General features: G+C 67.4%; 17 protein-coding genes. 15 read left to right on the top strand and 2 right to left on the bottom strand.

Going from position 1 to position 18,983, the window contains the following annotated elements; translation table 11 throughout:
• The 8 genes from AC1Q64_RS17485 (at window position 1) to AC1Q64_RS17450 (ending at window position 6,812) form a co-directional block, all read left to right on the top strand.
• Window positions 1–330, top strand: a complete 330-nt coding sequence (locus AC1Q64_RS17485) for a DHCW motif cupin fold protein (protein ID WP_492252206.1) — start codon at window positions 1–3, stop codon at window positions 328–330.
• Between the two features lie 250 nt (window positions 331–580).
• Window positions 581–1,786, top strand: coding sequence for an aminotransferase-like domain-containing protein (locus AC1Q64_RS17480; protein WP_492252205.1), 1,206 nt, complete (start codon window positions 581–583; stop codon window positions 1,784–1,786).
• 6 nt (window positions 1,787–1,792) lie between these two features.
• Entirely contained in the window at window positions 1,793–2,422 is a 630-nt protein-coding gene (locus AC1Q64_RS17475; protein ID WP_492252204.1) for a glutathione S-transferase, read from the top strand.
• A gap of 8 nt (window positions 2,423–2,430) precedes the next feature.
• On the top strand, window positions 2,431–3,294 hold the full coding sequence (locus AC1Q64_RS17470; RefSeq protein WP_492252203.1) for a PhzF family phenazine biosynthesis protein: 864 nt from the start codon (window positions 2,431–2,433) through the stop codon (window positions 3,292–3,294).
• Between the two features lie 169 nt (window positions 3,295–3,463).
• Window positions 3,464–4,339 carry a PhzF family phenazine biosynthesis protein gene (locus tag AC1Q64_RS17465; protein WP_492252202.1) on the top strand — a complete coding sequence of 292 codons (876 nt, stop codon included), beginning with the start codon at window positions 3,464–3,466 and terminating at the stop codon, window positions 4,337–4,339.
• Window positions 4,336–5,064, top strand: coding sequence for a VOC family protein (locus AC1Q64_RS17460; RefSeq protein ID WP_492252201.1), 729 nt, complete (start codon window positions 4,336–4,338; stop codon window positions 5,062–5,064). Before AC1Q64_RS17465 ends, AC1Q64_RS17460 begins: the two co-directional genes overlap by 4 nt.
• Window positions 5,061–6,044: a threonine dehydratase gene (locus tag AC1Q64_RS17455; RefSeq protein WP_492252200.1), complete on the top strand. Its 984-nt coding sequence runs from the start codon at window positions 5,061–5,063 to the stop codon at window positions 6,042–6,044. Before AC1Q64_RS17460 ends, AC1Q64_RS17455 begins: the two co-directional genes overlap by 4 nt.
• Before the next feature lie 96 nt (window positions 6,045–6,140).
• Window positions 6,141–6,812: a histidine phosphatase family protein gene (locus tag AC1Q64_RS17450; RefSeq protein WP_492252199.1), complete on the top strand. Its 672-nt coding sequence runs from the start codon at window positions 6,141–6,143 to the stop codon at window positions 6,810–6,812.
• 78 nt (window positions 6,813–6,890) lie between these two features.
• Here AC1Q64_RS17450 and AC1Q64_RS17445 read toward each other — a convergent pair whose 3' ends face one another.
• Both AC1Q64_RS17445 and AC1Q64_RS17440 read right to left on the bottom strand, forming a co-directional pair.
• The gene (locus AC1Q64_RS17445; RefSeq protein WP_492252198.1) at window positions 6,891–7,757 is read right to left on the bottom strand and encodes a creatininase family protein; all 867 of its coding nucleotides are present in this window, start codon (window positions 7,755–7,757) and stop codon (window positions 6,891–6,893) included.
• 31 nt (window positions 7,758–7,788) lie between these two features.
• Window positions 7,789–8,148 (bottom strand): hypothetical protein, encoded by a 360-nt coding sequence (locus AC1Q64_RS17440; protein WP_492252197.1) that lies wholly within the window; start codon window positions 8,146–8,148, stop codon window positions 7,789–7,791.
• A gap of 110 nt (window positions 8,149–8,258) precedes the next feature.
• Between AC1Q64_RS17440 and AC1Q64_RS17435 the strand changes: the two genes are divergently transcribed.
• The 7 genes from AC1Q64_RS17435 to AC1Q64_RS17405 all read left to right on the top strand — a co-directional run bounded on the left by AC1Q64_RS17435 (window position 8,259) and on the right by AC1Q64_RS17405 (window position 18,971).
• On the top strand, window positions 8,259–9,011 hold the full coding sequence (locus AC1Q64_RS17435) for an alanyl-tRNA editing protein (protein ID WP_492252196.1): 753 nt from the start codon (window positions 8,259–8,261) through the stop codon (window positions 9,009–9,011).
• 307 nt (window positions 9,012–9,318) lie between these two features.
• Window positions 9,319–13,137 (top strand): DUF748 domain-containing protein, encoded by a 3,819-nt coding sequence (locus tag AC1Q64_RS17430; RefSeq protein ID WP_492252195.1) that lies wholly within the window; start codon window positions 9,319–9,321, stop codon window positions 13,135–13,137.
• A gap of 242 nt (window positions 13,138–13,379) precedes the next feature.
• Complete coding sequence (locus AC1Q64_RS17425) at window positions 13,380–15,632, top strand: protein-disulfide reductase DsbD family protein (RefSeq protein ID WP_492252194.1); 2,253 nt, start codon at window positions 13,380–13,382, stop codon at window positions 15,630–15,632.
• Between the two features lie 60 nt (window positions 15,633–15,692).
• Complete coding sequence (locus AC1Q64_RS17420) at window positions 15,693–16,301, top strand: thioredoxin family protein (protein ID WP_492252193.1); 609 nt, start codon at window positions 15,693–15,695, stop codon at window positions 16,299–16,301.
• A 48-nt stretch (window positions 16,302–16,349) separates the two neighbouring features.
• The gene (locus AC1Q64_RS17415) at window positions 16,350–16,970 is read left to right on the top strand and encodes a DUF1780 domain-containing protein (protein ID WP_492252192.1); all 621 of its coding nucleotides are present in this window, start codon (window positions 16,350–16,352) and stop codon (window positions 16,968–16,970) included.
• Window positions 16,971–17,028: 58 nt separating this feature from the next.
• Window positions 17,029–17,544, top strand: coding sequence for a CoA-binding protein (locus AC1Q64_RS17410; protein ID WP_492252191.1), 516 nt, complete (start codon window positions 17,029–17,031; stop codon window positions 17,542–17,544).
• Between the two features lie 104 nt (window positions 17,545–17,648).
• The gene (locus tag AC1Q64_RS17405; protein WP_492252190.1) at window positions 17,649–18,971 is read left to right on the top strand and encodes an O-acetylhomoserine aminocarboxypropyltransferase/cysteine synthase family protein; all 1,323 of its coding nucleotides are present in this window, start codon (window positions 17,649–17,651) and stop codon (window positions 18,969–18,971) included.
• The last annotated feature ends 12 nt before the right edge of the window (window positions 18,972–18,983 follow it).

Below are 18,983 nucleotides of genomic sequence, written 5' to 3'. Positions count from 1 at the left end.
ATGCATTTGCAGAACATTCCCTTCGCCACCACCGACTGGGCCAGCATTCCGCTCGAAGAAAAAAGCGCCGCAGCCGGCCAGGCGTTCTGGCGCACCCAGACATTTGGCGAGGCGCGCGTGCGCATGGTGGAGTACACGCCAGGCTACGTGTCCGACCACTGGTGCACCAAGGGCCATGTGCTCTTGTGCCTGAGCGGCGAGCTGCACACCGAGCTGGCTGACGGCCGCCAGTACACCCTGACACCCGGCATGAGTTACCAGGTGGCGGACAATGCAGAACCCCATCGGTCCACATCCCCACAGGGCGCCACCCTGTTCATCGTGGACTGAGAAGGTGTGAACAAACCCGCCATGACCGCTCGTCCCGCAAAACGCACCCCCTTGGCGTCGCAAATGCTCTCCATAGCCCGAGCTATGGCTGCGCCTTGCGCCTTGATCGGGCACGTTTTAGCGGCTCGCTCGGCCACGCCGGACTCATTCACACCTTCTGCCGCAGTGCCCGCCAGGGCTGCTGCACACCCATTTTTGACGACGACTTTGCAACCGTAGCGGCCCAGGCGGCCACCCGCAGGAGACGAGAGTGAAACTGAACGACCTTCCCACCACCAGCACGTGGACCCTGGCACGCCGTGCCGAGCGCATGAACCCCTCGGTCATCCGCGAAATCCTCAAGGTCACCGAAAAGCCCGGAATCATCAGCCTGGCAGGTGGTCTGCCCTCGCCCAAGACCTTCCCGGTCTCCGCATTTGCTGCCGCCTCGGCCGCCGTGCTGGCCAACGATGGCCCTGCCGCGCTCCAGTACGCCGCCAGCGAAGGGTATGCCCCGCTGCGCCAGGCGATTGCCGACTTCTTGCCCTGGGACGTGGATGCCGACCAGATCCTGATCACCACCGGCTCGCAGCAGGCGCTGGACCTGATCGCCAAGATTCTCATCGACACCGACAGCCGCGTGCTGGTGGAAACGCCCACCTACCTGGGCGCGCTGCAGGCCTTCACGCCCATGGAGCCCAACGTGGTGTCGGTTGCCAGCGACGACCAGGGCGTGCTGATCGACGACCTGCGTGCCAAGGTGGGCACCGGCGCGAACAAGGCGCGCTTCCTGTACGTGCTGCCCAACTTCCAGAACCCCACCGGCCGCACCATGAGCGATGCGCGCCGCGCCGAGCTGGTGGCCGCCGCCGCCGAGCTGAATCTGCCCCTGGTGGAAGACAACCCCTACGGCGACCTGTGGTTCGATGCCCCACCGCCCGCCCCGCTCACGGCCCGCAACCCCGACGGCTGCATCTACATGGGCTCATTCTCCAAGGTGCTGGCCCCTGGCCTGCGCCTGGGCTACATCGTGGCGCCCAAGGCCGTGTACCCCAAGCTGCTGCAGGCCAAGCAGGCGGCCGACCTGCACACCCCCGGCTACAACCAGCGACTGGTGTCCGAAGTGATGAAGGACGGCTTCCTGGACCGCCACGTGCCCACCATCCGCGCGCTCTACAAGCAGCAGTGCGAGGCCATGCTGACCGCACTCGACAGGGAAATGCAGGGCCTGGGCGTGCAGTGGAACCGCCCGGACGGTGGCATGTTCCTGTGGGTGCGCCTGCCCGAGGGCATGAGCGCGATCGAGCTGCTGCCCAAGGCCGTGGAGCGCAATGTAGCCTTTGTGCCCGGGGCGGCCTTCTATGCCGACAACGCCGACCACCGCACCCTGCGGCTGTCGTTCGTGACCTCCACCGTCGAGCAGATCGCCACCGGCATCGCGGCGCTGGCGGCAGCCATCCGCGAGAGCAAGGGCTGAGTCACCATGCTGAGGCTCTGGGGTCGCCTGTCGTCCATCAACGTGCGCAAGGTCGTGTGGGCCGTGCAGGAGCTGGGCCTTCCCTCGGTGCAGCGCACCGACGCGGGCGGCCAGTACGGCATCGTGCGCGAGGCGCGCTACCTGGGCCTCAACCCCAACGGCCTGGTGCCGCTGATCGAGGACGATGAGGCAGGCGTGACGCTGTGGGAATCCAACGCCATCGTGCGCTACCTGTGCGCCCGGCATTCGCCGGGCAACCTGTATCCCGAAGACCTGCCCACGCGCTTCAAGGCCGAGCAGTGGATGGATTGGCAGCAGACCACGCTGAACCCCGCCGGGCGCGATGCCTTCATTCAGTGGATACGCACGCCCGCGGCCCAGCGCAACGGTGCACTGATTGCCGCATCGGTGGCGGCCACGGAGCCCTTGCTGGCCATGCTGGACGCCCACCTGGCGCGCCAGCCCTTCATGGCGGGTGAGCGCTTCACCATGGCCGATATCCCGGTGGGCTGCGAAATCCACCGCTGGTGGGGCTTGCCGCAAGAACGCGCCGCACGTCCCCACCTGGAGCGGTGGTACAACACGGTCAGCACCCGCCCCGGCGCCCGGGGCGTGTTGGATCAGCACCTGTCCTGAGCCTCACCATGCACCAGCGTCCCTTCAAGCAGATCGATGTCTTCAGCGACCGCCCCGGCTACGGCAACCCTGTGGCCGTGGTGCTGGATGCCGACGGACTGAGCGACAGCGACATGCGCCGCTTTGCGGCCTGGACCAACCTGTCGGAGACCACCTTTCTGCTGCCTCCCACCGAGGCTGGACGCGCGGCCGGGGCCGACTACCGCCTGCGCATCTTCAGCCCCAGTGGCGAATTGCCTTTTGCGGGCCACCCCACGCTGGGCACCTGCCACGCATGGCTGCAGGCGGGCCACAGCCCGCAGCAAGCCGGCATGGTGATCCAGGAATGCGCGCTGGGCCTGGTGCGCATTGCACTGAGCGGCGACACCCTGGCGTTTGCAGCCCCCCCGCTCAAGCGCAGCGCCCCCAGTCCCGCGCTGGTGCCGCTGATTGCGAGCGCCCTGGGCCTGCGCCCGCAGCAGATTCTGGGCGCGCAGATGCTGGACAACGGCCCCGTGTGGCTGGGCCTGCTGCTCGACAGCGCCGACACGGTGCTGGGCCTGCACCCCGACCACGCCCGCCTGAAAGACCTGGGCCAGGACGTGGGCGTGATCCATGTGGGCCCTGCCGCCAGCAACACCGCCCAGCCCGGCGTGGTGGTGCGCGCCTTTGCCGCCCCCATGGGCAACCCCGAAGACCCGGTGACGGGCACCCTCAACGCGAGCCTGGCCGAATGGCTGATTGCCGATGGCCTGGCCCCCCGCAGCTACCTGGTGGCCCAGGGCGAATGCCTGGGCCGCGCGGGCCGTGTGCACATCCGCCAGGACGATGACCACCAGCTGTGGGTGGGCGGCCGAGCCGTCACCTGCATCGAAGGCACGGTGCTGCTATGAACCCGCGCCGCCCTGCCCCACGCCCCAGCGGCTGATTTCCCCCTCGGCCTCGCCAGAGCGCCGAGCCACAACCACCTGCTTGCACACCGGGCCACACCCCGGTGAGCCCCCGGCGTGCCCGGCCCACCCCGCTTCACCGCCCGTTTGATTGACCAAGGACCTGACCACCATGCACCAACGCCCGTTCCAGCAAGTCGATGTATTCACCGCCACGCCCTACCGTGGCAACCCCCTGGCCGTGGTGCTGGACGGCTCCGGCCTCAGCACCGAAGCCATGCAGGACTTCACCAACTGGACCAACCTGTCCGAAGCCACCTTCCTGCTGCCCCCCACCCCGGAAGGGCGCGCCGCCGGTGCCGACTACCGCGTGCGCATCTTCTGCCCCGGGCGCGAACTGCCTTTTGCAGGCCACCCCACGCTGGGCAGCTGCCACGCTTGGCTCCAAGCCGGCGGACGGCCCCAGGTCGCGGGCCAGGTGGTTCAGGAATGTGGCGTGGGCCTGGTCACGCTGCGCCAGGATGGCGAGCGCCTGGCCTTCGCCGCGCCGCCCCTCATCCAAAGCGGCCCGCTGGCCGAAGACGACGTGGCGCTGATTGCCCGGGGCCTGGGCGTGGCGCGCAGCGACATCCTGCACCACGCCTGGTGCGACAACGGCCCCAACTGGCGGGGCGTGATGCTGCGCAGCAGCGAGCAAGTGCTGGCGCTGAAGCCTGACGCCAGCATCCTTGGCCAGCTGGACGTTGGCGTGGTCGGCCCGCGTGGCAAGGTGGGTGTCATTGGCAGCACCGACGCCGAAGGCATCGCCTTTGAAGTGCGCGCCTTCTTCCCCGGCAACAACGGACTGGCCGAAGACCCCGTGACCGGCAGCCTCAACGCAGCGCTGGCGCAGTGGCTCATCGGCGCCGGGCTGGCCCCCGCCAAATATGTGGCCGCCCAAGGCACCTGCCTGGGGCGCGCCGGGCGGGTGTACGTGCAACAGGACGGCGACACCATCTGGGTCGGCGGCAGCTCGGTCACCTGCATGGCCGGTGAGGTGCTGCTGTGACCGCCACCTTCACCCAGCAACCCGCCTGCGTGGACCACCTTGTCGTGCTGGCGGCCGACCTGGCCAGCGGTGTGGCCTGGTGCGAGCGCACGCTGGGCATCACTCCCACGGCGGGCGGCGAACACCCGCTGATGGGCACGCACAACCGCATCTTCAACGTCTCCAGCCCGGCGCATCCGCGCGCTTACCTGGAGATAATTGCTATTAAACCAGGAGCATTCAAGGCAATATCCACTAGCGCAAGGCGCTGGTTTGACATGGATGACGCCAATTTGCAGGGCCAAGTGGCGCAACACGGCCCCCAGCTCATCCACTGGGTGGCTTCCGTGCCCGACGTGGCCGAACGGTGCGCCGCGCTGACGGCGCTGGACATAGAGCGCGGCGCCATCGTCACCGCCAGCCGCCCCACTACCCATGGCCTGCTGCAGTGGCAGATCACCGTGCGCGACGACGGCCTGCGCCTCATGGACGGCTGCCTGCCCACGCTGATCCAGTGGGGCGCTGTGCACCCTTGCGACAGCCTGCCCGTCAGCGGCGTGCAACTGCAGCAGCTCACGTTGCAGCATCCGCAGGCCGCCACGTTGCAGACGGCATGTGACGCCATCGGTGTCGGCCCCCAGGTCGCCGTCGCTGCAGGCAACGCACCCGGGCTCACGGCACAACTCACCACGCCGCTGGGCCCCGTCACCCTGTCGTCCTTCACCGAAAAGAAAGCTGCCGCATGAACGCCCGCCTCGACCCCACCGCGCTGCTGCCCACCCTGGCCGACATCGAAGCCGCTGCCCAGGTGGTGTACCGCGACTTCGCCGCCACGCCCCAATACCGCTGGGGGCTGCTCAGCCAGCGCCTGGGCACCGACTGCTGGCTCAAGCACGAGAACCACACGCCCGTCGGCGCCTTCAAGATCCGGGGTGGACTGACCTACTTTGACCAGCTCGCGCAGCGCAGTGCTCTGCCCACCGAGGTCATCAGCGCCACGCGCGGCAACCACGGCCAGAGCATGGGCTGGGCAGCGCGCCGCCACGGCGTAGCCTGCACCATCGTCGTGCCACGCGGCAATTCGGTCGAGAAGAACGCCGCCATGCGCGCGCTGGGAGTCACGCTCATCGAACACGGCGAAGACTTTCAAGAAGCCCGCGAACACGCCAAAAACCTCGCCACCGAACGCGGCGCGCACATGGTGCCCAGCTTCCACCCCGATCTGCTGCGCGGCGTGAGCACCTATTGGTGGGAGTTCTTGCGCGCCGTACCGCAGCTCGACGTGGTGTACGTGCCCATCGGCCAGGGCTCCGGCGCGTGCTCGGCCATCGCCGCCAAGCTGGCGCTGCAGCACCCTGTGCGCGTGGTCGGTGTGGTCAGCAGCCACGCCACCACCTATGCCGATTCGCTGGCCGCCGGCCACGTGGTCGAGGCGCCCGTCACCACCCATCTTGCCGACGGCATGGCCTGCCGTGTGGCCGACCCCGAGGCGCTGGCCGTGATGGCACCGCACATCGACCACATCGTGCAGGTGAGCGACGCCGAAGTGGCCGCCGCCATGCGCGCCCTGTTCACAGACACCCACAACGTGGCCGAAGGCGCAGGGGCTGCGGCGCTGGCGGCGGCGCTGCAGGAGCGTGACCAGCTCCAGGGCTTGCATGTGGGCCTGGCGTTGACAGGCGGCAACGTGGACGCGCCCATGTTCAGTGCGGTTCTGGCGGGCTGAAGCCCTTGCAGCTTCGGCCGAAAAAGCTACACCTTTGATAGCATCGGTCGCTTTTGCGACAAGCGCCTGCGAAGGATTCTGCTCACAATCCTCTGCATGGGAACCCTCTACCTCGTGCGCCACGGCCAGGCCTCGTTTGGCGCTGAAGACTACGACCAGCTCAGCCCCCTGGGCCGCCAGCAGGCGGTGCGCCTGGGCGAACACTGGCGCGCGCGCGGGTTGGGGTTTGATGCAGTCATCACCGGCACCCTGCGCCGCCACACGCAAACGCTGGAAGGCATTGCCGAAGGCTTGCAGACCACACCCGAGGTGTTGCAGTTGCCCAGCCTGAACGAATACGACAGCCACGCACTCATCAGCGCCATCCACCCCCAGCCCCTGGGCCCGGCCGACACGCCCGAGCGCTACCGCGCCCACTTTCGTGTTCTGTGCGACGCGCTGGCACAGTGGATGGCGGGCGTCATCAGCCCCCAGGGCATGCCCAGCTGGAACGAGTTTTCAGCCGGTGTACGCAGCGCGCTGGACCATGTGCGCCACCACCACGCGGGCCAGAACGTGCTGCTGGTGAGCAGCGGCGGCCCCATCTCCACCGCCGTGGGCGAAGTGCTGGGCACAGCGCCCGAGGTGACGATTGCGCTGAACATGCGCATTCGCAACAGCGCAGTGACGGAGTTCTCGATCTCGCCCAAGCGGTTGATGCTGCAGACGTTCAACACGCTGCCGCACCTGAACGAGCTGGAGCATGCGCAGTGGGTGACGCACGCCTGAGCGCCGACATTTGGGTCTTTGAGGCCGCTTGCGCTAGTCGATCATGCGCTGAAAGCTATTAAAAATATAGCACACAGTTCAACGCAGCTTGGGCCCATCCGCCAGGGTGGACAGCGGCAGCGCCTGCAGCTCCTGCAGCAGGGCCACCAGTTGCTGCGCTGCGGCATCTACCACCGTCCGCCCCTTGTCTGCGGTCGCCCCGGCCGCATTGCCCACGGCCCCAGCCGGGTGGTAATCCTGCATCTGCCAGCCCAGCTTGGCGCTTTTGCCGTTGCCCAGGATGGCGTAGCGCTCCGAACGGTCTTGCGACGTGGAGCGAAAGTCCTGCGCATGCTCCATGTGCACCGTGGCGGGCGACAGGTGCAGCATCATCGACGTCTCGATCTCGCCCGCGTGGATGCCAAAGCGGTGCTCCTGAGCACTGAACTGGCCCGCCACCGCGTCGGGCAGCGGCAGACTGAACCAGCTGGCGCTATAGACGATGAGATCGCAGCGCGTGCGCAGCTCGCGTGCCACGATGTCCATCACACTCACCTGACCGCCGTGGCCATTGAACAGCAGCAGCTTCTTGATGCCCGCGCGGGCCACACATTCACCGATCTCGGTCCACAGCGCAATCACCGTGGCGGGAGACAGCGTGAGCGTGCCGGGAAAGCGGATGTGCTCCGGGCTCAATCCCACGTTCTGCGGGGGCAAGAACAGCACGGGCAGATCGACAGGCAGCTGCGGCAGCGCGGCATCGACCACACCCTGCAGCAGCGTGGCATCCACCGACAACGGCAAGTGCGGGCCATGCTGCTCGACGGCGGCCACGGGCAGCACAGCCACCACCTGTTCAGCCTGACCGCTTTGCTGCAGCGCGGCAAAGTCGCGGGTGGACAGGTCGGCCCAGAAGCGCGAGGGCAAGGAGAGTGGGGCAGATGGGGGCGCGGCGGCAGCGGTCATGCCGCGATGTTAGGGCCTGTTCAGGGGTGCGTCACTTCAGCACCATCTTGCCCAGCCAGACCAGCAGGTGCCCCACGCCCATCACCAGCAGCGCGGTGGACGCGAGCCCACTGACCCTGCTGCCCAGGCCACGACGGCGCTGCCAGGCGCGCACCACCAGCGCCGCCGCCCAGCCTACGGCGGCCAGCACGGCCCACAGCATCCACAACAGCCCCACGCCCAGGCAGCCAAAGCTCTCGCAGTACAGCGTGAAGGTGTAGTAGGACAGCGCCACCAGCAGCCCGCACAGGCCCAGCAGCAGCACGTCCAGGGTGCGCGAGACCCAGACCGCCATGCGCGAGATGGGGGGCGGAGAGGACGACTGCGGAGGTGAAGGCAAAGGCATGTTCATGAAAAGCCGAGGGTGGAGTGGTGTGGGATGGGGTGGCAGAAACCCCTGCAGCCCAGCATAGCGCCCGCCCCACCGCCGCGCACCGCCGCCCATCCCGCTACCATCACCGCATGACCCAAGACCTCTTCCGCCAAGACGCCTACCTGCGCGAATGCAGCGCCCACATCACCGCCGTCACCGATGTCGGCATCGTGCTGGACCAGACCGTGTTCTACCCCCTGGGCGGCGGCCAGGCGGGCGACAGCGGCGTGCTGGTGCTGGTGGACGGCTCCGAAATCGCGATCGCCGACACCCGCAAGGGCAAGGACGCCGAGGGCCACCCCACCAGCGACATCGTGCACATCCCAACCCCCGGGCAGGAAGACCGAGTGGCGCAGCTCGCGGCAGGTACCGCCGTCACGGCCCGTATCGACTGGGAGCGCCGCCATCGCATGATGCGCCTGCACACCACCAGCCACCTGCTGTGCCATGTGGTGCCGCAACTGGTCAACGGCTGCTCCATCACGCCCGACTACGCCCGGCTGGACTTTGCGATGACCGACCCGCTGGACAAGGAGCAGCTGACCGCCGCCATCGCCACCCTGGTGGCCGCCGCGCACCCGCTCACCGTGGCCTCGATCAGCGACGAAGAACTGGATGCCAACCCCGCCCTGGTCAAGAGCATGAGCGTGCAGCCGCCACGCGGCACCGGGCGCATCCGCACCATCCGCATCGGCGGCGAAGCCGACGCGCCACTGATCGACCTGCAGCCCTGCGGCGGCACGCATGTGGCCAACACGTCGGAGATCGGCGCCATCGTTGTGACCAAGATTGAAAAGAAAAGCGCCACCACCCGCAGGGTGGTGCTGGGCTTTGCCCAGTGAGCGCGGCGAGGAGCGCTTTTCTTTGGGGTGCACTCACTTGTGCGCAGCGCAAGTGAGCGCGCACCAAAAGACACGGTCCTGAGCCACCACCCGCAGGGTGGTGCTGGGCTTTGCCCAGTGAGCGCAGCGACGGACGACCGCACTCACTGTCAACAATCTTGAGCCACCGCAGCCGCCCGTTGCATTGGCTTACGCAGGCAGGCTGACAACGGGGACAATAGCGCCCGCGCGCAGCACCCGCCCGGCCCTCGGGCGGCGATGACCGGTTCTACATCCCGGGCTGCGGCGCCTACCCTTGCCTGCCGCCATGCCGATCTCCCTGCGCTCCGTCTCGTTTGCCTCTTTGCGCCAGCACCGCTGGTTCCGCCCCGCCGTCCGCGCGCTGGCGGGTTTGATCGCCCTGTGGCTTGTCACCTGGCTCGCCATTCCGCCGCTGGTCAAGGGCCCGCTGGAGCGCATTGCCTCTGAGCAACTGGGTCGCACCGTGACGGTGGGGGGCATCGACTTTGAGCCCTGGAGCCTGGAATTCGCGCTGCGTGACGTGACCGTGGCGGGCGCCAATGGAGCTCCACCACAGTTGACCATTGGCCGCGTCTATGCCGACGGCGAACTGCAGTCGCTGCTGCGCATGGCGCCCGTGGTGGACGCCTTCACCATCGAAAACCCGGTCGTGCGCATCACCCACCTGGGCGACGGCCGCTATGACGTGGACGACATCATTGCCAAGGTCACCGCGCCCAAGAGCGAACCCGAGCCCGACACCGGCCCCGCACGGCTGGCGCTGTACAACCTGGCGCTCACGGGCGGCAGCATCGACTTCATCGACAACACCGTCAGTGCAACCCATGAGGTGCGTGCGCTGGCGCTGAAAGTGCCTTTCATCAGCACCCTGCCCTCGCAGCGCGAGGTGAAGGTGGAGCCCCACCTGGCGTTCACGCTCGATGGCAGCCGGTTTGACTCGTCCGCCCAGGGCACGCCGTTTGCACAGACCGGCAAAGCCGACGCGCAGATCCGGCTGGATGGGCTGAACCTCGCACCCTACCTGGGCTACCTGCCGGCCAATCTCCCCGTCAAGGTGTTGGGCGCCACGCTGGACGCGGATGTGAAGGTGGCCTTTGAACAGCACCCGCGCATGGCCGTGAAGCTGACCGGCACCGTACAGGCCAGCGGTGTGCGCATAGCCGACCGCCAGGGCGCCGACCTGCTGAGCTACGAGCGCCTGAAGATCGACATGGCCGATGTGCGCCCGCTGGACCAGGTGGTGCGCCTGCAGCATGTGGAGCTGACGGCGCCCGTGGTCACCGCCACGCGCGATGCAGCAGGCCAGATCAACCTGGCGCAACTGGCACCGCCTGCACCGCCGCCATCGGCGGTCAAGGGCAAGCCCCCCGCACCTACGGCACCTGCATCTGCTGAACCGGCGTCTTCGCCACTGGCCAGCGCCAGCGCAGCATCGGCCTCTGCCTCGCCCGCTTCCTCCAGCAAAGCCAAGGCCAAGGCCGCACCCGCCTGGGTCGTGGAAGTCGCCACCGCCGCAGTGCGCGGCGGCACCCTGCGCTGGGCCGACCAGACCACGCGCCCCGCAGCGGCCCTGCAGGCCACCGAGGTCACGCTGGATGCGGCCGACGTCGCCGTCCCCTTCGCCAAACCCTTTACCTTCAAAGGCGGGCTCAACCTGCAGGGCAGCACACTCAGCTTCACCGGCGAAGCCACGGACCAGAAGGCCCAGGTCAACGCCACCGTGAACGCGCTGGCGCTGCAGCTGGCCGCGCCCTACCTGGCCCAGACGCTGGAGCCCACGGTGTCCGGCCAGCTCAGCGGCGATGTGGGTGTGCTGTGGCAAGCGCCCACGCCACAGGCCGCGCAGGCAGGCGCCACCGGCGTCACCCTCAAGGCAGGCCCCTTGGCGCTGGAGCAACTGGCCGTCAAGCAAGGCAAGACCACCTTGGCCAGCCTGGGTAAGCTCGACATTGCGGGCGCCGAGGTGCCCCTGGATGCGCGCACTGCCACGCTGGAGCGCCTGGCCATCAGCCAGCCGCAACTGGCGGTGGAACGGGGCGCGGACGGGCGCTGGATGTTCGAGCGCTGGCTGAAAGCGGCCCCCGTTGCGCAAGGCAGCACCACAGCGACGACAGATACCGCCCCCGCCAACAACACCCCACCGTGGAAACTGCGCGTGGCCGATTTCTCGGTGCAAGGCGGCACCGTCTCGCTGGCCGACAACGCCCAGCCGCGCCCCGTGGCGCTGGACGTGACGGCCCTGGGCATCACCGCCCGCAACCTGGCCAGCGACGGCAGCAAGCCCGAAGCCTTCACGCTCACCGCCCGCGCCGCCGCACCGGGCAAGGGCAGCAAGGCCGCGCCGGGCAAGCTCGACTACCAGGGCACGCTGGCCCTGCAGCCGCTGACCACCCAGGGCAAGCTCGACGCCACCCGCCTGCCGCTGCACGCACTGGACGGCTACCTGGCCAGCCAGCTGTCGGTAGAACTGCTGCGCGCCGATGTGGGCTACCGGGGCCAGGTGGCCCTGGCGCAGACCGACAAAGGAGTCAGCCTGCGTCTGAGCGGTGATGCCGTGGTGGAAGACCTGCAGGCCAACAGCACCGCCGCTTTCACCCCCAAGACCGAAGCACAGGTGGGTGAGGAACTGCTGGCCTGGAAGAGCCTGAACCTGCGCGGCCTGGCCGTGGCCACCGCCCCCGGCACCGCGCCGCGCGTGGAGGTCAAGGAGACCAGCCTGGTGGACTTTTTTGCCCGGGTCACCATCAACGAGGCCGGCCGCATCAACCTGAGCGACATTGCCAAGACCCCGGCCGAGGCACGGGCGGCCAATGCGGCCAGCGCCGCAGCCAGCACGGCCGCCCCCACGGCATCAGCCCCCGCCTCAACCGCATCGGCAACGCCCACCGCCCCTGCCCCTGCGGCGGTGGCCCAGGCCGACCCGCTGGCCCCAGTGGTGGTCTTTGGCCCCGTGAGCCTGGTCAACGGCAAGGTGCTGTTTTCGGACTTTTTCATCAAGCCCAACTACTCGGCCGACCTGTCGGAGCTTACTGGCAAGCTCAGCGCGTTCTCGTCCGAAGCCTCGGGCGGCGAGCCCGTGCTGGCCGACCTCGAGCTGCGCGGCCGCGCCGAGGGCTCGGCATCGCTCGAAGTCACCGGCAAGCTCAACCCGCTGGCCAAACCACTGGCCCTCGACATCGTGGGCAAGGTGCGCGACCTGGAGCTCCCCCCGCTCACGCCCTATTCCGTCAAATACGCGGGCCACGGCATCGAGCGCGGCAAGCTCAGCGTGGACGTGAACTACAAGGTGCTGCCCAACGGCCAGCTCACCGCCAGCAACCGGCTGGTGCTCAACCAGCTGACCTTTGGCGAGCCCGTGGAGGGCGCCCCCAACAGCCTGCCCGTGAAGCTGGCCGTGGCCTTGCTGGCCGACCGCCAGGGCGTGATCGACCTGGACCTGCCCATCAGCGGCTCGCTCAACGACCCGCAGTTCCGCATCGGCCCAGTGATCTTCAAGATCATCGTCAACCTCATCGGCAAGGCGCTGACCTCGCCCTTCAGCCTGCTGGCCAGCGCGTTTGGCGGTGGCGACGAGATGAGCAACGTGCCCTTTGCCCCCGGCAGCGCCACGCTCACGCCCGAGGCCGAGCAAAACCTGGGCAAGGTGGTCAAGGCCCTGACCGACCGCCCCGCGCTCAAGATCACCGTGACCGGCATGGCCAGCCTGCAGGACGAGCGCGAAGGCCTGCAGCGCGAGCACCTGCGACAACTGGTGCTGGCCGAAAAGCGCCGCGCCAGCCCCGGCGATACCGCCCCCGTATCGGCCACCGAATACCCCGCCCTGCTCAAGGAGGTGTACCGCCGCGCCGACATGCCCAAGCCGCGCAACCTGGTCGGCCTGGCCAAGGACCTCACCGTGCCCGAGATGGAAGCCCTGCTGCTGGCCAACCAGCCCGCCACCGAGGCCATGGCCGCCGACCTGGCCACGCAGCGTGGCCAGGCGATCCGCGCGTACCTGGTGTCGCAAAAGCTGCCGGTGGAGCGGCTGTTTGTCGCGGCACCCAAAGCGGGCAAACAAGCAGAAAAGTGGACACCGCGTGCGGAATTGAGCCTGGCGACACAGTGAGCAACACCCCCTGAGTCGCCTACGGCGCCTTCCCCCTCTCTCGCTACGCGGGAGGGGGACGCCCCCAGCGCAAAAGGCTGGATACGCCGCTTTCGCGGCGGGGCGGCCCTTGCGCGGGGGCCCTGGTACTGGCCGCGCCCGTTTCCACGGACATGGACGGCTCCAAGCACAATGGTGGATCGAGAATCGAAACGGCGGCAGCGCCGGAACCAATCCCGCCCCGCCCGCTCCCACACTGCACCATGCCTTCACGCCTGTTCCACCGCCTTGCAGCCACTCTCTTTTTTATAGCTGCCAGCGCTTTATGGACTAGCGCTAGCGCCCAATTGGGCACCAAAACCAGCGGACAGGGCACCAGCGTGGTCACCACGCCCTATGTGCGTGCCGAGCTGCTGGCCCATGCACCCCAGGGCGTGGCGCCCGGCCAGCCGCTGTGGCTGGGCCTCTCGATCACCCACCAGCCCGAGTGGCACACCTACTGGAAGAACCCTGGCGACTCCGGCCTGCCCACCGACCTGGCCTGGACGCTGCCCGCCGGCCTGGATGCGGGCGAGATTGCCTGGCCCCTGCCCAAGAAGATCCCCATCGGCACGCTGGCCAACTATGGCTATGAAGGCACGGTGCTGCTGCCCGTGCCCGTCACCGTGGCCAGCACCTATGCCCCCGGTCCGCTGGCCAAGGACGCCACCATCAAACTGCGCGCATCGTGGCTGGTGTGCCGCAAGGAGTGCATCCCCGAAGAGGGCGAATTCACGCTGCAGCTGCCCATCCAGAGCACGACGGCGCTGAGTGGTGCTGCGTTCGAGGCTGCCGCCAAGGCACAACCCCAACCCGTACTGGCAGGCACCAGCGGCATCGTGCCGGACAGCCAGGCGCAGATTGCTGATGGCAACCTGTTGAACGTCAGCGTGCAGGGCCTGCCCGTGGCACTGCGCGGCAAGACGCTGGACCTGTTCCCCGAAACCGCCGAGGTCATCAACAACGCCGCCAGCTGGAAGCAGGCCTGGAACGGCAGCGTGTGGACCGCGCAGATTCCCCTGGCCGACCAGCGCAGCGCCAGCCCCAGCCTGATGCCCGTGGTGCTGGCCGAGCAGACTGCAGCGGGCCACGGCACCGGGCCCGATACGCGCACCGGCTACCGCGCCGAGTTGAAGGTGCTGGGCACCTGGCCGCAAGCGGCATCGATGGCCAACGTGTCGCCCGCGCTGGAGGCTGCGCTCAAGGCGAATGCAGCCAATGCGGCGCAGACGGGCGGAGCGGCTACATCGGCTGCGGGCTCCGGCGCCTCGTCCCTCACCCTCACCGCCGCGCTGCTGGGCGCCTTGCTCGGCGGCCTCATCCTCAACCTCATGCCCTGCGTGTTCCCGGTGCTGGCGATCAAGGTGGTGGGGTTCACCCAGCATGCACAAGACCGCCGCGCGCACCGACTCAGTGGCATGGCCTACACCGTCGGCGTGGTGCTGTCGTTCATGCTGCTCGGCGCACTCATGCTGGGTCTGCGCGCGGCGGGCGAGGCGGTAGGCTGGGGCTTTCAGCTGCAGTCGCCCGCCGTGGTGGCTGGCCTGGCGGCGCTGTTCACGCTGATCGCGCTGAACCTGGCGGGTGTGTTCGAGTTCGGGCATTTCCTGCCTTCGTCGGTGGCCAGCCTGCAGGCACGGCACCCGGTGGCCGACAGTTTTCTGACCGGCGTGCTGGCTGTGGCCGTGGCATCGCCCTGCACCGCACCGTTCATGGGCGCATCGCTGGGCCTCACGGCCACGCTGCCCGCGCCGCAGGCATTGGCGGTATTTGCGGCGCTGGGCCTGGGCCTGGCGCTGCCGTTCCTGGCCGCAAGTTTCATCCCCGCCGTCGCCCGTGCATTGCCCCGCCCCGGAGCGTGGATGGACACCTTCCGCAAGCTCATGGCCTTTCCCATGTTCGCCACCGTGGTCTGGCTGGTGTGGGTGCTGGGCCAGCAAAGCGGCATCGACGGCGCGGGTGCGCTGCTGATCCTGCTGGTGGGGCTGTCGCTGGTGGTGTGGGCGCTGTCGCTGGCCGGGCGCGCGCGGATGTGGATGGCCACCGTATCGCTGGCGACGATGGCGCTGCTGGGTTGGGCCTTTGTGCCCCACATCACCAACGTGCCTACTACGCAAAGCGCCACGCAAGCATCCGCCACCGACTGGCAACCCTGGGCACCTGGCGCCGCAGAGCAGATCGTGGCCGGTGGCCGCCCTGTGTTTGTGGACTTCACCGCCGCCTGGTGCGTGACCTGCCAGTACAACAAGAAGACCACGCTGGCCAATTCCGACGTGATCGCCGACCTGCAAATCAAGAACGTAGCCCTGCTGCGCGCCGACTGGACGCGGCGCGACCCCGCCATCACCGCCGCCCTGGCGTCGCTGGGCCGCAGTGGTGTGCCCGTCTACGTGTTCTACCGCCCCGGCAAGCCGCCGGTGGTGCTGACCGAAGTACTCAGCGTGGACGAGGTGCGCGCCACCATTGCGCAGTTGTAGGCCGCTGCCTCACACCTTTCCGCCTTCGACAACCCGCCAACCCCTTCAGGAGACCCCGCCATGAAGTTGCTACGCCGTACGTTGATCGCCACCGCCGCCCTGGTTGCACTGGGCGCCCAGGCCGCCGCTACCGTGGGCCAGCCCGCGCCCGACTTCACACTCAAGGACACCAACGGCAAAACTGTGCGCCTGTCGGACTTCAAGGGCAAACATGTGGTGCTGGAATGGACCAACCCCGGCTGTCCCTTCGTGAAAAAGCATTACGACAGCAGCAACATGCCCGCCACGCAGAAAGACGCCACCGGCCAAGGCGTGGTCTGGCTGGCGATCAACTCCACCGAAAAAGCCAGCAGCGACTACCTGGAGCCCGCCAAGCTCATGGCCTGGAAGCAGGAACGCAAGGCCGCCCCCACCGCCGTGCTGATGGACGAGGAAGGCACCGTGGGCAAGAGCTACGGCGCGCGCACCACGCCGCACATGTACATCGTCAACCCGCAGGGCATGCTGGTGTACGCGGGTGGCATCGACAGTATCCCCTCGGCCCGCCCGGCAGATATCGAGAAGGCCACCAACTACGTGAAGGTGGGGCTATCGGAGGCATTGGCAGGCAAGCCGATCTCGGCGGCGACGACGGCGCCGTATGGGTGCAGCATCAAGTACAAGTCCTGAGCCGGTGAGTTCGAACCACCGTCCAGGTCTGAGCTCGTCAGTACTAGCGTGGGGGCAATAACCGACGACGCATTCATCCCCGATCCGCCTGGACCGGATGATGACCGCTTTTCACGAGCCTTCAAATCTTGGCGGGAGTGGAATGTCGGGGTTAACTTTTTGACGAACCTGCATTGCGGGGCAGATGAATCGCATGTCTTTTGCGCAAAGTACGACCCGCCTGACGTTCTGTATCAAAAAGGTCGATTCGAAATTAAGGAGATCATGGATCGTCAGAGGCGGCGGCATGATGAGGTGAAAGCTTCACGTTCCGCCGCCGTCGCTCAAAGGACGAGGCCAAAGATCACCAATTACACCCCGCAAAGCCTGACGCCCGATGCAATCGGCCTGCTGGTGATTGCCGAGCTCAATCGGCTCTCTTCCAAACGGACATACACGGCAGTAACTCGTTCAAATATTGATTTGCTGTTCTACGTGAACTTGCTAGAGCACTGGTTTGAGCACGGCCCCGTTCCATGTTCCAGTTTGTTTTCGGGTTTCGGATGGCGCTCTGTATCTGCAGTCATCGCCAATAGCACCAGCCTAGTACTGTTCGCCGATCGCGACGCGCCTCAGTTCCTGCAAGCCAACGCAGGAAAAGTCCGAGAGAGATGGGAGTCGCTAACGTAACTTGCACTTCAAAGCTGCCTGCTGTTAGGAGTTATCGCGCGCCCGTAAACTGGCACCCATGCTCCACACCCCCGACACCATCAGCACCCTGCGCCACTTGCTCACCGCCTGCCGCACCATTGCGGTGGTGGGCCTCTCGCCGCAGTGGCACCGCCCCAGCTACTTCGCCGCCAAGTACATGCAGGCGCATGGCTATCGCATCGTGCCGGTCAACCCGCTGGTGGCGCGCGAGGGCGGGCAGATTCTGGGCGAGACGGTCTACGCCAGCGTGACCGAGGCGGCCGCCGCGCTGGCAACGCAGGGCCAGAAGATCGACATGGTGGACTGCTTTCGCAAGAGTGAGGACATCCCGCCACTGGCCGACGAAGCCGTCGCCATCGGCGCACAGTGCCTGTGGCTGCAGCTGGGGGTGTTCAACGAAGCCGCAGGCCTGCGCGCGGAGGCGGCGGGCCTGCAAGTCATTCAGAACCGCTGCGTGAAGATTGAACATGCGCGGCTGTTTGGCGGCCTGGGCTGGATGGGCGTGAACACGCGCGTGATCAGCGCCAAGCGCTTGCGGCAGCTGCCTTACTAGCAAATTGATAGCTGCCAGCGCATATTGCACTAGCGCTTGCGGCCGATTTCATTCAAATTCCTTCACCCAACCCTCCGCGCAGCACTGCAGGCTGCGCCACCGCCATGACCGAGCCCACATCCAACGGCGCCGACCGCCACTTCGGCTTTGGCACCCGCGCCATCCACGCAGGCGCCCAGCCCGACCCGGTGACCGGCGCGCGCGCCACGCCCATCCACCAAACGACCAGCTTTGTGTTCGACAACGCCGAGCACGCCAGCAGCCTGTTCAACCTGCAGACCTTTGGCAACGTCTACAGCCGCATCAGCAATCCCACGGTGGCGGTGTTGGAGGAGCGCATGGCCAGCCTCGAAAACGGCCGCGCCGCGCTCGCCTGCGCCAGCGGCATGGCCGCGCAGATGGCGGCGCTGCTGGCCATCCTCAAAACCGGGGACCACATCGTGGCAGCCAGCACGCTCTACGGCGGCACCGTGGGGCAGCTGGGCGTGGGCTTTTTGCGTCTGGGCATCGAGACCACGTTTGTGGACCCGTTCGACCCCGAAAACTTTACACGCGCCATGCGCCCCAACACCCGCGCTGTGTACGGCGAGACCATCGGCAACCCGCTGGTCAACGTGCTCGACATCGCGGCCGTGGCCGAGGTGGCGCATGCGCACGGCGTGCCGCTCATCATTGACAACACCGTGGCCAGCCCTTACTTGTGCAACCCGCTGGCGCTGGGCGCCGACATCGTGGTGCACAGCGCCACCAAATACATCGGCGGCCACGGCACGACCATGGGCGGCGTGGTGGTGGAGGGTGGCAAGTTCCCCTGGGACAACGGCAAGTTCCCCGAGATGGTGGAGCCCAGCCGCGCGTACCACGGCGTGAAGTTTTATGAGACCTTTGGCGACTTTGGCTACACCATGAAGGCGCGCATGGAGGTCAACCGCACCTTTGGCGGCGTGCTCTCGCCCATGAACGCTTGGCAGCTGCTGCAGGGCGCCGAAACCCTGCACCTGCGCATGCGCGAGCACTGCCGCAACGCGCTGGCGGTGGCGAAGTTTCTGCAGAGCCACCCGCAGGTGGCGTGGGTCAATTACCCCGGTCTGCCGGATTCGCCGTATTTCGACCTCGCGCAAAAGCAGTTCCGTGCTGTGGATGGCACGCCCGGCGCATCGGGCATCCTCACGTTTGGCGTGAAGGGGGGAGCAACGGCTGGCGAAAAGTTCATCGACGCCTGCGAGTTCCTGAGCCACCTGGCCAACATCGGCGACGCCAAGACGCTGGTGATCCACCCTGCGTCGACCACGCACCGGCAGCTCAGTGAGGAAGAGCTGGAGCGTGCGGGCGTGAGTGCGGACATGGTGCGGCTGTCGGTGGGGATTGAAGACCTGGACGACATCCTGTGGGACATCGACCAGGCGCTGGGGCGCGCAGCGGGCTGATCGCCCCACGGG

The sequence above is a fragment of the Acidovorax sp. GW835-FHT14G06 genome, assembly GCF_058793595.1.
Note: the sequence above shows the minus strand (reverse complement) of the source record. Positions and strands in the feature narration are given on the sequence as shown.